Source organism: Delftia sp. WSY_7, assembly GCF_043104845.1.
Taxonomy (GTDB): Bacteria; Pseudomonadota; Gammaproteobacteria; order Burkholderiales; family Burkholderiaceae_C; genus Comamonas; species Comamonas tsuruhatensis.
The window spans coordinates 47,946-62,282 of record NZ_JBICLB010000014.1 but is presented as its reverse complement, the minus strand read 5'-3'; the positions used below and the strand labels follow the sequence as shown (position 1 = coordinate 62,282).

General features: G+C 67.5%; 15 protein-coding genes. 4 read left to right on the top strand and 11 right to left on the bottom strand.

Annotated elements, in window-relative coordinates:
- Positions 1-8: 8 nt before the first annotated feature.
- From gluQRS to ACF8ME_RS06545, 3 genes are all read right to left on the bottom strand, one after another.
- Complete coding sequence (gluQRS, locus tag ACF8ME_RS06555; protein ID WP_392415760.1) at positions 9-947, bottom strand: tRNA glutamyl-Q(34) synthetase GluQRS; 939 nt, start codon at positions 945-947, stop codon at positions 9-11.
- Positions 948-1,013: 66 nt separating this feature from the next.
- Positions 1,014-2,141 (bottom strand): NAD(P)/FAD-dependent oxidoreductase, encoded by a 1,128-nt coding sequence (locus tag ACF8ME_RS06550; protein WP_154834187.1) that lies wholly within the window; start codon positions 2,139-2,141, stop codon positions 1,014-1,016.
- A gap of 134 nt (positions 2,142-2,275) precedes the next feature.
- Positions 2,276-3,214 (bottom strand): LysR family transcriptional regulator, encoded by a 939-nt coding sequence (locus ACF8ME_RS06545; RefSeq protein ID WP_016447172.1) that lies wholly within the window; start codon positions 3,212-3,214, stop codon positions 2,276-2,278.
- Between the two features lie 132 nt (positions 3,215-3,346).
- Here ACF8ME_RS06545 and ACF8ME_RS06540 point away from each other — a divergent pair, with 132 nt between their 5' ends.
- From ACF8ME_RS06540 to ACF8ME_RS06530, 3 genes are all read left to right on the top strand, one after another.
- Positions 3,347-4,048, top strand: coding sequence for a pirin family protein (locus ACF8ME_RS06540; protein ID WP_392415758.1), 702 nt, complete (start codon positions 3,347-3,349; stop codon positions 4,046-4,048).
- Positions 4,049-4,070: 22 nt separating this feature from the next.
- The gene (locus ACF8ME_RS06535) at positions 4,071-4,478 is read left to right on the top strand and encodes a DoxX family protein (protein WP_016447170.1); all 408 of its coding nucleotides are present in this window, start codon (positions 4,071-4,073) and stop codon (positions 4,476-4,478) included.
- Positions 4,479-4,632: 154 nt separating this feature from the next.
- Entirely contained in the window at positions 4,633-5,202 is a 570-nt protein-coding gene (locus tag ACF8ME_RS06530; protein WP_046239827.1) for a flavodoxin family protein, read from the top strand.
- Positions 5,203-5,222: 20 nt separating this feature from the next.
- On the opposite strand, the gene ACF8ME_RS06525 is transcribed toward ACF8ME_RS06530, so the two are convergent.
- From ACF8ME_RS06525 to ACF8ME_RS06510, 4 genes are all read right to left on the bottom strand, one after another.
- Positions 5,223-6,557: an NAD(P)/FAD-dependent oxidoreductase gene (locus tag ACF8ME_RS06525; protein ID WP_392415871.1), complete on the bottom strand. Its 1,335-nt coding sequence runs from the start codon at positions 6,555-6,557 to the stop codon at positions 5,223-5,225.
- Positions 6,558-6,559: 2 nt separating this feature from the next.
- On the bottom strand, positions 6,560-7,315 hold the full coding sequence (locus ACF8ME_RS06520; protein ID WP_392415757.1) for an amino acid ABC transporter ATP-binding protein: 756 nt from the start codon (positions 7,313-7,315) through the stop codon (positions 6,560-6,562).
- Complete coding sequence (gene ehuD / locus ACF8ME_RS06515; protein WP_016451664.1) at positions 7,312-7,977, bottom strand: ectoine/hydroxyectoine ABC transporter permease subunit EhuD; 666 nt, start codon at positions 7,975-7,977, stop codon at positions 7,312-7,314. Before ehuD ends, ACF8ME_RS06520 begins: the two co-directional genes overlap by 4 nt.
- An 88-nt stretch (positions 7,978-8,065) precedes the next feature.
- Positions 8,066-8,839, bottom strand: a complete 774-nt coding sequence (locus tag ACF8ME_RS06510; RefSeq protein WP_016451665.1) for an ABC transporter substrate-binding protein — start codon at positions 8,837-8,839, stop codon at positions 8,066-8,068.
- Between the two features lie 236 nt (positions 8,840-9,075).
- Here ACF8ME_RS06510 and ACF8ME_RS06505 point away from each other — a divergent pair, with 236 nt between their 5' ends.
- Positions 9,076-9,855 carry an IclR family transcriptional regulator gene (locus tag ACF8ME_RS06505; RefSeq protein ID WP_016447164.1) on the top strand — a complete coding sequence of 260 codons (780 nt, stop codon included), beginning with the start codon at positions 9,076-9,078 and terminating at the stop codon, positions 9,853-9,855.
- 99 nt (positions 9,856-9,954) lie between these two features.
- Here ACF8ME_RS06505 and ACF8ME_RS06500 read toward each other — a convergent pair whose 3' ends face one another.
- The 4 genes from ACF8ME_RS06500 to ACF8ME_RS06485 all read right to left on the bottom strand — a co-directional run bounded on the left by ACF8ME_RS06500 (position 9,955) and on the right by ACF8ME_RS06485 (position 14,210).
- Positions 9,955-10,728 (bottom strand): sulfurtransferase, encoded by a 774-nt coding sequence (locus ACF8ME_RS06500; protein WP_047216997.1) that lies wholly within the window; start codon positions 10,726-10,728, stop codon positions 9,955-9,957.
- 66 nt (positions 10,729-10,794) lie between these two features.
- Positions 10,795-11,664: a MinD/ParA family protein gene (locus tag ACF8ME_RS06495; RefSeq protein WP_016447162.1), complete on the bottom strand. Its 870-nt coding sequence runs from the start codon at positions 11,662-11,664 to the stop codon at positions 10,795-10,797.
- The gene (locus ACF8ME_RS06490) at positions 11,651-12,433 is read right to left on the bottom strand and encodes a GGDEF domain-containing protein (protein WP_017403908.1); all 783 of its coding nucleotides are present in this window, start codon (positions 12,431-12,433) and stop codon (positions 11,651-11,653) included. The genes ACF8ME_RS06495 and ACF8ME_RS06490 overlap by 14 nt, the downstream gene beginning before the upstream one ends.
- Positions 12,434-12,464: 31 nt before the next feature.
- Entirely contained in the window at positions 12,465-14,210 is a 1,746-nt protein-coding gene (locus tag ACF8ME_RS06485) for a SulP family inorganic anion transporter (RefSeq protein WP_392415754.1), read from the bottom strand.
- Positions 14,211-14,337 lie beyond the last annotated feature (127 nt).

The window sequence follows — 14,337 nt, the reverse complement described above, 5'->3', positions numbered from 1 at the left end:
TCACGGGCTCAATTGTATGTATGGCGCCAGCTCCGTACCCAGAACTGCAGCGCTTCGCCCAATGCGGTCTGTGGAGAAGGCTGGGGCAGGCCCAGGTGGGTGGCGGCGGTGCGAAGCGTGGCCAGGGGGACGCTCAGGTCCAGGGCGGGGGCGCCGTGCTGCTTGGAAAGTTTCTCGCCGTCAGGCATGAGCACCAGCGGCGTATGCAGGTACTGCGGGGCGGGCAGGCCCAGGGCGCGCTGCAGCAGCATCTGGCGGGGCGTATTGTCGGCGAGGTCGGCGCCGCGCACCACATGGGTGACGCCCTGCAGGCCGTCATCGACGACCACGGCCAGCTGATAGGCCCACAGGCCATCGGCCCGGCGCAGCACGAAGTCGCCGACGCTGTGGATCACGTCCTGTTGCTGGGCGCCCATGCGGCGGTCCTGCCAGCGCAGCACGGGGTGGTGGCCGGCAAAGTGGTCCAGCGCAAAGCGCCAGGCGCGGGGGCTCTTGCCATGCAGGCCGTCGCGGCAGATGCCGGGGTAGGGGCGCTCCACATGGCGTTCATGGATCCAGCCCAGGCGGTCCCAGGCGGCCTCGATGTCCTTGCGCGTGCAGCCGCAGGGATAGGCCAGGCCGCTGGCCTTGAGCTGCTCCACAGCGGCCTCGTAGAGGGCGCCGCGGCGGGATTGCCAGACCGGCTCCTCGTCGGGCAGCAGGCCGCAGGCGGCGAGCTGGCCCAGGATGGCCATGTCGGCACCGGGCTGGCAGCGCGGGGGATCTATGTCCTCGATGCGCACCAGCCAGCGCCCGCCGTGGGCCCGGGCATCCAGCCAGCTGGCCAGCGCTGCCACCAGGGAGCCTGCGTGCAGCAGGCCCGTGGGCGAGGGCGCAAAGCGGCCCACATAGGGGGAGGCCGCGGTGGCAATGCCGGGATCGGGGGACTGAGGGACGGCGCAAATCATCGGGGCCGGATGTTAAAGCCTCGCGCCGCCCCTTGCCATGACCTGGGAGCCGGACACTGCCTCGGCTCAGTCCGCAACCATGGCCAGCGCCAGCTCCAGCCCCGAGACAAAGGCATCCTCGACACGGCGGCCAATGCACCAGTCGCCGCACAGGCCCAGGCCGGCGTCCTTGTTGCGCAAATGGCTGCTGCCCAGCGGCGACAGGGTCTGGGCATGGGGCCAGAGATAGACGCTGGCATGGCGGGGGGGGATGCGGATGCGCGTGATCTCGCCAAAGGCCTTCTGCATCTTGGCCAGCACGCGGGGCGCGTCGTCGGAGCGGTGCTCCTGGGACCATTGGGGGCTGGCCAGCACGGTCCATCGCTCGCTCTGGGAGCGTCCCGGCTTGGACGATTCGCGCGCCACCCAGACTGCACGCTCATGGGTGGTACGGGCTGCATTCCACTGTGGGCCCAGGGTGGACAGGCCGGCCTCGGTGGCCATGGGATAGGACAGCGTCAGCGCCCAGCAGGGTGCCATCTCCACGGCCGCCATGCCCTGCACCAGCGACAGGGCCAGGGGCGTGGTCTGCAGCAGCTGGCGCGCCTGGGGCGCGGGCAGGGCGAGTATCACTTCATCGAATCCCGTGCGGATCTGCGTGGTCGGCTCGGTCGTCTCCACATGCAGGCTCCAGCCGCGCGAGCCGGGCTGGCGTTCGAGCTTGGTCACGCGCTGGCCCAGATGCAGGCGGTCGGCGTCCCACAGCGGCGCGGCCCAGGCCATGGGCAGGGCCTGCATGTCGGGCGTGGCCACCCAATGGGCCTCGGTGGGTGCGGGTGCGGCGCTGGACTGGCGACCCTGCGCATCCAGCACGCGCAGCGTGCTCACGCTCCAGGGGCGGCACAGGCCGGGCACGGTCTGCAGGGCCAGCTCGAAGCGCTTGTCGCGCACGGTGAAATACTGCGCGCCGATGTCGAAGGCGCCATGCGCGGCGTTGACCGAGCGCATGCGCCCGCCCACCTGGGGCAGCCGTTCGTAGACATGGACATCGTGGCCGGCCTGCATCAGCGTGCGGGCGCAGGCCAGGCCCGCCATGCCGGCACCGATCACGGCGATGCGGCGCGCGCCGGCCTTGGGGCGCGCCTTGGAGGCTTCGGGGGGCTTGGTGGCCTTTTTCTTGACCGTGGACTTGGAGGCGGCGCGGGAAGCGTTCATGGAGCAGACCTTTGCGGGCAGTGGCAGATTCCGGGAAGCATGTCCTTGCCGGCCTGCTTCGCCGCAGCGGCGGAGCAGGCCGGGACCTGTAACCACTCTACACCCGCACAGACCGCCCGGCGGCGTGCGCCAGCTCAATGTCGGTGATGATTTTCCATGAGAGCGCGGCGCGTGGCGGGGCTTTCCAGCTGCTGCAGCCACCACTGCAGCGCGCGCGGCGGGTCCTGCTGCGGCGGGCAGGACCATGCGTAGTGCATGCGCACATTGCGCGAGGGCCGGGCGACCTGGCGCGTTACCAGCAGGCCGGCCTGCACATAGACGTCGGCCATGAAATGGGGCAGGAAGCCGCAGCCTATGCCGCGCACCTGGGCCTCGATCTTGGCCTGCATGGAGTCCACGGTGAAGATGTCCTGGCCGCTGAGCAGGCCCATGCTGGCGCTGTCGCGCAGGCCTGAATCGGCCACGGCGATGATGCGGTGCTGCAGCAGCGTCGCGTCGGTGATGGGCTCGGGCGCCGTGGCCAGCGGATGGTGGGGCGCCACGGCAAAGACGAAGTCCAGCTCGCCCAGTTCGCAGGCCTGCAGGCCCGCCACGTTGCTGGAGTTGACGGCCACGCCGATGGCCAGGTCGGCGCGGCCCGAGGTCAGCGTCTCCAGCGTGCCGGTGAGGATGCCGTCGCGCAGCTTCAGCCGCGTGGGCGGCTGCATGGCGTAGAAGGCCTCGACCAGTTCCAGCATGGGCGTGCGCGCCACGGCGCCGTCCACCACGATGGTCAGATGCGGCTCCCAGCCCGTGGCCACACGGCGCACGCGGTGGGCCACGGTGTCGATCTCATGCAGCAGCCGGGTGCCTTCGCGCAGCAGTTCCCGGCCGGCCTCGGTGGGCTGGGCGTGGCGCGAGCGGCGGTCGAACAGCAGCACGTCCAGCGCATCCTCGATCTGGCGCACGCGGTAGGTCAGGGCACTTGGCACCAGGCCCAGCTGGCGTGCGGCGGCGGCAAAGCTGCCGGCCTCGGCAATGGCCTGGAGCATGGCCAGGCTGTCGGGAGTGAGCACGTCGCGGGGGCTGGGCATGGGGCGTTATGGATTCAAAAGCTTTGAATGATGCCATCAATCCCGCTGTGCCTGGCCTGCTACAGCGGCTTCTACAGTGGAGCCACCGACGCAAGAGTTTTGAAGATCTGACCAGTTGAAAGGGACATACACATGATCGCCCTGCGCAAATCCCGCGAACGCGGCCATGCCGACCACGGCTGGCTGCGCTCGCACCACAGCTTCTCGTTTGCGGGCTATCACGATCCGCGCCACATGGGCTTTGGCAACCTGCGCGTGATCAATGAAGACCATATCGCCCCGGGCACGGGCTTTGGCGCCCATGGCCACAAGGACATGGAGATCATCAGCTACGTGCTCGAAGGCCGGCTCTCGCACAAGGACAGCATGGGCAATGAGCAGACCATCTCGCCGGGAGAGGTGCAGCGCATGAGCGCCGGCTTGGGCGTGGTGCACAGCGAGCACAACCACGCACCGGGCCAGACCACGCATTTCCTGCAGATCTGGCTGCTGCCCAGCGAGACGGGCATTGCGCCCGGCTATGCGCAGAAAGCCTTTGCCGACGAGGAAAAGCGCGGCCGCCTGCGCCTGGTGGCCTCGCCCGATGGCGCGGATGGCTCGGTCACCGTCCATGCCGATGCCCGGCTCTATGCCGGCCTGTTCGACGGCGATGAGCACGCCGAAATGGAGCTGCCCCCCGGCCGCAAAACCTATGTGCACCTGGTGCGCGGCGCGCTGAGCGTCAATGGGCAACGGCTGACAACGGGCGATGCGGCCCTTGTGGAGAATGAACCGCGACTGCGCCTGCACGACGGGGAACAGTCCGAGGTCCTGGTGTTCGATCTGCAAGCCTGAGCATTCACGAGGAGTAACCATCATGCTGAACCGTCTGAGCAACCCGCTGGCGCTGGCCGGCCGCATCCTGATCGCGCTGATGTTCGTGCCTGCGGGCTTTCAGAAAATCGGAGGCTTCGCCGGCACGGTGGGCTATGCGGCCTCGGTGGGCATGCCCATGCCGCAGATCGGCGTGGCCGTGGCCCTGGTGGTGGAGATCGTCGGCGGGCTGGCCCTGCTGCTGGGCTGGTGCACGCGCTGGGCGGCCCTGGCGCTGGCCTTCTTCACGCTGGTGGCCAGCTTCTTCTTCCATGCCTACTGGAGCGTGCCGGCTGACGCGGCCATGATGCAGCAGCTGCTGTTCTGGAAGAACATCGCCGTCACGGGCGGTCTGCTGGGCTTTGCCGCCCATGGCGCCGGTGGCTGGAGTGTGGATGCACGGCGCCATTGAGTGGCCCGCGCACTGCCGCCAGCTCCTTTATTTTTGTTAGGCTACCGGCCTGAGTGGGCCCCGCAGCAGCGCTGTGGGGCCTTTTGGCGTGGATGATCGATGAATGTGGCGCCTGCCGGCCTGGAGCCGTGGCCGGCGCCCGAGGATTTCTTGTATGGCAGATATCGTGGTGGTCTACCACTCGGGTTACGGGCACACCCAGCGCATGGCCCAGGCCGTGGCCGATGGCGCGGGTGCGCGCATGCTGGCCATAGACAGCGACGGCCAGCTGCCTGCCGGCGGCTGGGAGCTGCTGGCGGCGGCAGATGCCATCATCTTCGGCTCGCCCACCTACATGGGCGGGCCCAGCTGGCAGTTCAAGCGCTTTGCCGATGCCTCGTCCAAGCCGTGGTTCGTGCAGGCCTGGAAGGACAAGCTGTTCGCCGGCTTCACCAACAGTGCCAGCGTCAACGGCAACAAGCAGACCACGCTGGACTATCTGTTCCAGCTGGCCATGCAGCACGGCGGGCTGTGGGTGGGCAGCGGCATGCTGCCGTCCAACGCGCGCGCCGCGCAGCGCAACGACCTCAACTGGATAGGCGCCTTCAGCGGCGCCATGGCGCAATCGGCCTCGGATGCCTCGGCCGCCGAGATGCTGCCGGGCGACCTGGAGACCGCGCGCCTGTTCGGCGAGCGCGTGGCGCAGCAGGCGCTGCGGCTGGTGCGCCAGGCCGGCGCGGCTTGATCGGCCGGCTCCACTGAACCTCACGCACCCAGCCGGTCCAGCAGGCTGTACCAAGCTACCCCTGCCGCTATGTACAACCGTTGCAACCCATGCAGCGGTATCGGCTGAACCGGCGTTACCGGAAAGGGGCATGCCGGCGCATTTCCGCCGGCCATCAGCACGGCCGCCTCCCGCCCCAGCAGGGTAGCCATGGCAATGCCGCGGCCGTTGTAGCCCAGGGCCATGGTGATGCCGGGGGCAGGCTGGTGCAGGTGGGGCATGAAGTCGCGTGTGACGGCGATGCGCCCTGCCCAGCGGTACTCGTATTGGAGGGGGCCCAGTCCGGGGAACATCAGCGCCACGGCGCGTTCCAGGTGGGCATAGTCGCCTGCACCCTGCGGGTCCGCAAAATGGCCGCGCCCGCCCATGAGCAGACGGCCTTGTGCGTCCTTGCGAAAGTACAGCAGCAGGCGCTGCGAGGTCGAGCCTGTCTCGCCCCCGGGCAGGATGTGCGCGCCCGCCTTGCCCAGGGGCTGCGTGGCCACGATGAAGCTGTTGGCTGCCAGTACCGTGCGCGCCAGGCCAGGCCACAGGCCATCGGTATAGCCGTTGGTGGCCAGCAGCACCTGCCTGGCCTGTACGCGTTGACCCTGGGCCGTGGTGGCGGCCCAATGGTCCGTGCCCTGTCGCTCCAGTGCCAGCACGGGCGATCCGCTGTGGACCTGCGCGCCCAGGGTCTGTGCGGAGCGCACCAGTCCGCGCACGTAGGCCAGGGGTTGTATGGCGCCGGCGCGGCCATCCAGCCAGCCGCCGGCAAACGCGGGCGTGCCGGTGCGTGCTGCCGTGGCAGTGCGGTCCAGCAGTTCCACGCGCACGCCGCGCCGCTCCCACTGCCGGGCGCGCGCATGCATGCCGTCCACCGCCTGCTGGGTGTATCCGACCTGCAGCCAGCCGGCGCGCACGGGCGCACAGTCGATGCCGTGGCGTTCGATCAACCCGTACACAAGGTCGGCCGAGCGGGAGACGGCGTCGATCAGCCGCTCGCCACGAGCGGCGCCGTGGATGCGCTGCAGTTCGTCGGGGTCGTACTTGAGGGTGGGGTTCACCTGGCCGCCGTTGCGGCCCGACGCGCCCCAGCCGGGAGCATGGGCGTCAACCACGCACACGCTGGCGCCGCTTTCGGCCAGGTGCAGTGCTGCCGACAGGCCGGTATATCCCGCGCCGATCACCAGCACGTCGGTGGTGGTCAGCGCTGCTGCCAGCGGTGGCGTGGGCGGTGCGGCGGGTGCAGTGGCCGCCCACAGCGATGGCGCTGACGGGTGCGACAGCACGGGGCGTACCGACGAAGACGATGCGATGGAGGCGGTAGCTGCCATCGTCATGCCGCACCTTCTGATGGCGCACAGTGCTGGTGCAGCACGCGCCGCAGGAAGTCCTGCGTGCGTGCATGGCGCGGTGCGCCCAGCACCTGGGCCGAAGGGCCTTCCTCCACGATGGTGCCGCCGTGCAGAAAGCACACGCGGTCGGCCACCTCGCGAGCAAAGGCTATCTCGTGCGTGACCACGATCATCGTCATGCCTTCTTCGGCCAGCTGGCGCATCACGCCCAGCACGTCGCCTACCAGCTCGGGGTCCAGGGCCGAAGTGGGTTCGTCGAACAGCATGGCCTCTGGCTTCATGGCCAGGGCGCGGGCAATGGCCACCCGCTGCTGCTGCCCGCCCGAAAGCTGTGCGGGCCAAGCCTGTGCCTTGTCTGCCAGACCTACCTTGCGCAGCAGCTCCAATGCCTCGGCATGGGCCTGGCCGGGCGCCTGGCCCTTCACATGGATGGGGCCTTCCATCACGTTCTGCACCACGGTGCGGTGCGGGAAGAGGTTGAAGCGCTGGAAGACCATGCCCATGCGGCTGCGCAGCGCGTGGATGGACGGCGCGCGTGTGTCCACGCGCTCACCGAAGGCGCGCACCTCGCCGCCCTGGTACGACTCCAGGCCGTTGATGCAGCGCAGCACCGTGGACTTGCCTGATCCCGAAGGGCCGATCAGACACACCACTTCTCCACGTGCCACGCGCAGGTTGACGCCCCGCAGCACGCGATGCTCGCCGTAGGCCTTTTCCAGGTGATCGATCTCGATCATGGCGACTTCCTTCCCGCTCCAAAGCGCTTCTCCAGACGCCTGAGCCCCCATACCAGCGGCAGGCTCATGGCCAGGTAGAGCAGGGCGACCAGGGTGTAGACCGTCATGTTCTGGAAGGTGGACGCTGCGATCAGCTGGCCCTGGCGCGTCATCTCGGCCACGGTGATGGTGGAGACCAGGGACGAGTCCTTGAGCATCATCACCAGGGTGTTGCCGTAGGGCGGCAGCGCTATGCGGAATGCCTGCGGCAGCACCACGCGGCGCATGAGCAGGGCCGGTCGCATGCCCATGGCCAATGCGGCTTCCCGCTGGCCTGGGTCCACCGCCTCGATGCCGGCGCGGAAGTTTTCTGCCTGATAGGCCGAATAGGCAATGCCCAGGCCGATCACCCCGGCCTGGAAGGCGGTGAGCTGGATGCCGACCTCGGGCAGCACGAAGTAGATGTAGAACAGCTGCACGATGATGGGCAGGCCCCGTATCACATTGACCACGGTCGACGCGGCCCACGAGACGGCGCGCACGGGTGAGAGCTTGCCCAGCGCCAGCACCAGTCCGATCGCGCTGGACAACAGGAACGACAGCGCGGTGACCTGCACCGTGACCACCGCTCCTTGCAGCAGGATGGGCAGGAACTCTCGCGCGTGCTGCACAAATGCTTGCATGGCGTACTTTCCTCGAAGGTGTCATTGCCGTGCATTGCGCGGCAAAGGGGGCTGATGCGCGAGGCGATCCGACGGGCGTCCGATGTCCTCAGATGCCCCACTTCTTGACGATCTGGGCCAGGGTGCCGTCTGCCTTGATGGTTGCGATGGCCTTGTTCAGGCGGGCCAGGGTTTCGGTGTCACCCTTGCGCACCACCAGGCACACATCCCCCACGTTGGAGGGCTTGTAGCTTTCGGCCAGCTTCACGCCCTGGAAGCTGTGCTGGCGTATCTGGTAGGCAATGATGGGCTGGTCACCCAGCCCTGCCTTGATGCGGCCAAGCGCCAGGTCGCGCGTCATGTCGGCTACCGAGTCGTAGCTGCGCACTTCCCTGAAGATGCCCTTTTTCTGCAGCAGGTCGTAGAACACCGTGCCCACCTGGGCACCGACGACCTCGCCCTTGAGATCGTCCAGTGACACATAAGCCTTGGCATCGTCGGCCTTGACGATCAGGCCCTCGCCGTAGGAGTAGACCGCATCGCTGAAATCGACCACCTGCTGGCGTGCGGCGGTCTTGAGCATGGCCGCCGAGATGATGTCGATCTTGCTGGATGTGAGCGAGGGGATCAGCGCCGCAAAGCTGGTCTGCTGCACATGGGCCTGGAAGCCTCCGGCCTTGGCCACGGCCTGCATGGTGTCGACCATCATGCCCTGGATGCTGTTGCTCTTGACGTCCAGAAAAGTGAACGGAATGCCTGTGGGCGTGGCGCCCACGTTGTAGCTGGCCGGGGCGCTGCCGCCTTGCGCCGCAGCCAGCGCGACGGCGCCGGCGGCACACAGGCCCAAGGCGAGGTGGAGGACGCGGTGGACAAAACCTGGCATTGCCTGACTCCTTGGCGTGAACGACGGAAGGAAAGAGCAGGGACAGGTCACCTTGGGGGCTGCCCCTCGCCTGCAGCGGAGAATTCTCGGAACCGTGCCAATGATCAATGTGGATGAATCTTCAAGAAATAAGAGAAAACCACTAAGTAATTCAAAGAAATCGATATGCGATTCTTTTGATGTGGATGCCTATACTTGCCGCCATGCAAGCACCGTCTCAACCCGCTTCGTCACCGATGGATGACGACACCAACCCCCTGTTCAACCAGTCGCTGGAGAAGGGCCTGGCCGTGCTCTGCGCCTTCAGCGCGCAGCACCGGAGCATGACGCTGGCCGATGTGGCCGCCGCTGCGGGCATCAACAAAAGCTCGGCGCAACGCATGGTGTTCACGCTGGAGCAACTGGGCTACGTCCGCAAGCATCCGCAAACCCGGCGCTACCAGCTCGCGCCGCGCGTCATGCGCGTGGGCTACAACTACCTGGCGGCCAACCCGGTGATCGACCTGGCCAATCCGTATCTTTCGGAACTGACCAAGATCACGACCGAGACCACCTGCCTGACCGAGCCCGACGGGCTGGAGATGGTCTACGTGGCACGCTTCATCAGCGCCCAGTTTGTGCCGGTGCACATGCCCATTGGAAGCCGCATCCCCATGTACTGCACTGCCTCGGGGCGTGCCTGGCTGAGCGCACTGCCCGATGAAGAAGCCCTGGCCCTGCTGCGCCAGAGCGAGCGAACCGCGCACACACGTTTCACCATCACGGACGAGGCCGCCATCCTCGATGAGCTGGCCCAGGCGCGTCAGCGCGGCTATGCCGTCAACCGGGAGGAACTCTTTCTGGGCGACATGACGCTGGGCGCGCCCGTCATCGGCAGCCATGGCCGTCCCGTGGCCGCCGTGCACATCGTCGCGCCGACCAGCCGATGGACGGTGGAGGAGGCGCAGGCCCGCCTGGGCCCAGGGCTGCTGGCCTGCGCCCGCTCGCTCAGCAACTCGGTGCGTGCTCTGGGTTGAACGGCAGCCGATGCTGCAGCCGGTACGGCCGCATTGGTGGTGCACGCCGCAAGCGTGGCGTGCATGCCCCTGGCTTCAGGTCAGGGCTGGGGGATCGGCCTATGCAGACGGAGTCTCCTGGGCCTGCGGATGCTCCAGCTGGGGTGCGGCCGACAGGTCCGCACCCACGGCGCGGCGCTCGTCGAAGACGAAGCAGCCGCCGTCATAGAAGGCGCCGTCGGTCTCCTCGAAGTACTTGAGGATGCCGCCCTCGAGCTGATAGACATGGTCCAGGCCTTCGTCCTGCATCAGGATGGCGGCCTTCTCGCAGCGTATGCCGCCCGTGCAGTAGCTGACCACGGTCTTGCCGGCCAGTTCGGCCTTGTGGGCGCGCAGCGCGGGCGGGAATTCGGTGAACTTGGTGATGCGCCAGTCGATGGTGCCCTTGAAGGCGCCGGCATCGACCTCGAAGTCGTTGCGCGTATCCAGCGTCACCACCTCGCGGCCCTCGTCATCGTGGCCCTGCTGCAGCCAGCGGCGCAGCGTGGCGGGGCTGACAGAAGGCGCGCGGCCCTCTGCCGGGCGGATGGTGGGGTGGTCCATGCGGATGATCTCGCGCTTGACCTTGACCAGCATCTTGCGGAAAGGCACGGTGTCGGACCAGCTTTCCTTGGGGGCCAGGTCGGCAAAGCGCTCATCGCTGCGCAACTGATCGACGAAGCTGTGCACCGCCTGGGCGGGGCCTGCCAGGAAGAAGTTGATGCCTTCCTCGGCCAGCAGGATGGTGCCCTTGAGCGCAAGGGCCTGGGCGCGTTCGGCCAGGGTGTCGCGCAGCGCCGCTGCGTCGGGCAGCGGCGTGAACTTGTAGCAGGAAATATTGAGGATATCGGGCACAGGCAGGCAGGCGGGGGGCGGCAAGGGCCGCAGGTTGGATCGGGTCGCCGGCGAGGGGCGGCCCGATCAGCCGCCCGACACCAGCAGGGCCTTGATTTTATTGGCCAGCTGGGCCACGGCCAGCGAAGCCGGTGCACCGGGCATGGATTGCAGCAGCAACTGGCGTCGCATCACGGCCTCGCGCACGGCCGGGTCGGAGGGAATGTCGCCCAGGTGCGTGAGCCGCAATGGCTCGCCGGAGGCCGTGCTGACAAAGCGGTTGAGCACCTGCTGGAGCTGACCCGTGATGGCGCGGCCATCGCCGGGACGCGCGGCCTGGTTGATGGCCAGGCGGATCTGCTGGCGCTTTTGCTGGATGGCCAGCACCTTGATGGCCGCATAGGCATCGGTCAGCGAGGTGGGCTCGGGCGTGGCGATGACCAGCACTTCGGTGGCCATGGACACCGAGAACAGCACCACGTCGGAGATGCCCGCGCCCGTGTCCAGCAGCACGATGTCGTAGCGAGGAGCCAGCGTCTCGATGGTGTGCGTGAACTGCTGGCGGATCTCGGGCGTGAGCCGCGAGTACTCGATCATCCCCGAGCCGGCCAGCAGCACCGAGTAGCCGCCGGGGGCGGGCAGGATGGCTTCCTCCAGCGTGGAACGGCCGGTGAACACATCGTGCAGCGTGACCTTGGGGTAGAGGTTGAGCACCACGTCCAGGTTGGCCAGGCCCAGGTCGGCATCGAGCACCAGGACCTTGAGGCCATGGCGTGTCAGCGCTGCGGCCAGGTTGGCCGAAACGAAGGTCTTGCCCACGCCGCCCTTGCCGCTGGTCACGGCGATGATGTGTCCGCGCGGCTTGGCGCGCACGGCATCGCTCATCGAAACGGCAGCGGGCAGGGAGGGGTGGGGAATGGCGTTGTCGCTTACCACCGGGCTATCAGCGGAGTCCATCTTCGGGGTCCACATCGGTTGCAATATCTGGATTCAGCCCATTGTCAAACGGGGAGGGGGCATACAAAGGTCCGAAAAGCAGGCTTTTTTCCTCCGCGCTTACCGTACTGTCTGGTTGTTCTTCAATGTGCACGCGGTTGCGGCCGGCAGACTTGGCCAGGTACAACTGTTTGTCGGCACGCTCGGTCCACAAGGTCGTGGTGCTGCGTATCCACTGCAGCGCATAGGCGCCGCCGATGCTGATGGTGATCTGCAGTGTCAACGTGGGTGAGATGACCACCGGCATGCGCTCGATGGCGCTGCGTATGCGCTCGGCCACGGACAGGCCGAACGTCGCAGGGCAGGCCGGCAGCACGATGGCGAACTCCTCGCCTCCGTAGCGGGCCAGCGTGTCCATGGGGCGCACGCAACTGGTCAGGGTTCGGGCCACCGACTGCAGAACCCGGTCGCCGACGATATGGCCGTGCTGGTCGTTGATCTGCTTGAAATGGTCGATGTCCAGCATCAGCATCAGCGCCGCTTCGCCCGAGCGCGCCACGCGGTCGATCTCGCGCTCGGCAATGGTGCGGAAATGGCGGCGGTTGGCCAGTCCCGTGAGCGGGTCGCGCAGCGACAGCGAACACAGTTCGTCGATCAGCGCCTGCAGGTATCGCGTCGGCGAATCCGTGGGCAAATGGACCGCCCCGCCAGCGTGGGTAACCAGCGCGTGGGCTGTGGCCAGGCGCAGGTCGCGCAGGTATACGGATTGGTGGGAGGCGGGGGCAGTCACAGAGGGCTGAATCAAAAGCCGGTGAAGTGTATCAGTGTGTAGGCTCAATTGTCGCCGCGCCGGCGTCGACTTTTGCACCATCGCTGGTAACAGATGTTGATCCCGGCCGAGATATGAAGGGCGGCAGGGCCAGCGCGGCGAGGAATTCCGCATCGGTGCGGTACAGCCGCAGGTGCGGCCCGCGGTGCAGGGCGCCGGCGCGCAGCAGCACCTGCTCGGCCGGCAACTTCAGGCCCACCACGTGCAGCACGCCGCTGCGCTTGGCCACCAGCAGTTGCAGGCGCACGAAGGTCTCCACGCCCGTCACGTCGATGCGGTTGATGGGCTGGGCCAGCAGGCACAGGTGGTGCGTCTCGGGGCGCAGCGCCCATTCGTCGCCGATGCGTCGCTCCAGGGCCGAGGCCGAGCCGAAGTCCAGCTCGGCATCCATGCGCAGGGCCAGCAGGCCTGGCGCCAGCGGAGGCAACTGCCAGAGGTTGCGGTCGCGCAGGCTGCCATCAGGATGCTGGCCCACCTCGATGATGCGCGGGTGCAGGCGCTGGTAGAGGAAGTAGCCCAGGCTCAGCACGATGCCCGCGAACACGCCCCAGTACATGCGCGGCGCCGTGACGATGGTCAGCAGCAGCGTGGCCAGGGCAATGCTGCCCTCCACGCGCGACACCTTGAACAGCTGCAGCAGCACACGCGGCTTGACGAGGTTGACCACGGCCGTGATCACGATGGCCGCCAGCGCCGCCTTGGGCACGTGGTACAGCGCCGGGATGAACCACATCACCACGATGACCACCAGCAGGATGGAGAACACGTTGGACCATCCCGTCTTGGCGCCGGCCAGCAGGTTCACGGCCGAGCGCGAGAACGAGGCGCTGGTGGCAAAGCTGCCGAACAGGCCCGCACTGATCTTGGACAGGCCCTGGGCGACCAGGTCCTGGTTCTCGTTCCAGCGCGTGCCGGCCTGCTGGTGCTCCACCTGGGCGCTGGAGGCCGTCTCCAGAAAGCTCACCAGCGAGATCACCAGCACCGGCATCACCAGGGCGCCGAACTCGTCCCAGCTCAGCAGCTCCGGCAGCTGGAAGCTGGGCAGGCCCGCGGGCAGATGGCCGACCACGGCGCCGCCGTCGTCGGCAAAGTCCGTGGCCCAACTGATCACGCCGGTCAGCGCGATGATGAAGATGGCCGAGGGAAAGGCCGCACGCCAGCGCTTGGCGAGCACGAGCAAGGCAATGCTGGCCATGCCGTAGACGATGGACTGCCAGTCGAAAAGCTGCAGCGACGGCGTGTTCCAGACGGCACCCCAGGTCGAGCGCAGGCCCAGCAGCGTGGGCAGCTGCGAGGCCAGGATCAGCAGCGCCGCAGCCTGCGTGAAGCCGGTGAGCACGGGCGAGGTCACCAGGTTGAGCAGCCAGCCGGCGCGCATCAGCCCCAGCGACCACTGCACCAGGCCCGACAGAATCGCCATCCATGCGGCCAGCGCCACCCAGTGCGCGGAGCCGGGCTCGGCCAGGCCCGTGAGCGAGGCGCCGATCAGCAGCGCGCTCAGGGCGGTGGGTCCCACGCCCAGACGGGGCGAGCCGCTGAACAGCACGGCCACCAGGGCCGGAACGATGGATGCGTAAATGCCCGTGATCAGCGGCATGCCCGCAAGGGCGGCATAGGCCACGCCCTGGGGCAGAAGCATCAGACCAACGGTGAGACCTGCCCAGAACTCCCCGCGCAGCACGGCTGCCGAAGGTTTGGGCCATGCCAGGAAGGGAAACCAGCGCGCCAGGGAATGCATGGCCGCTATTGTCATGCTAACTGGATGGTGCCGGGATGTTCGGGCTTGTCCTACAGGCGCTTGCGTCGGCGTCGTATGGGTTTGTCCCAGGGCCCTCAATAAAGTCGAGGCCTGTGTTGACCGCCTC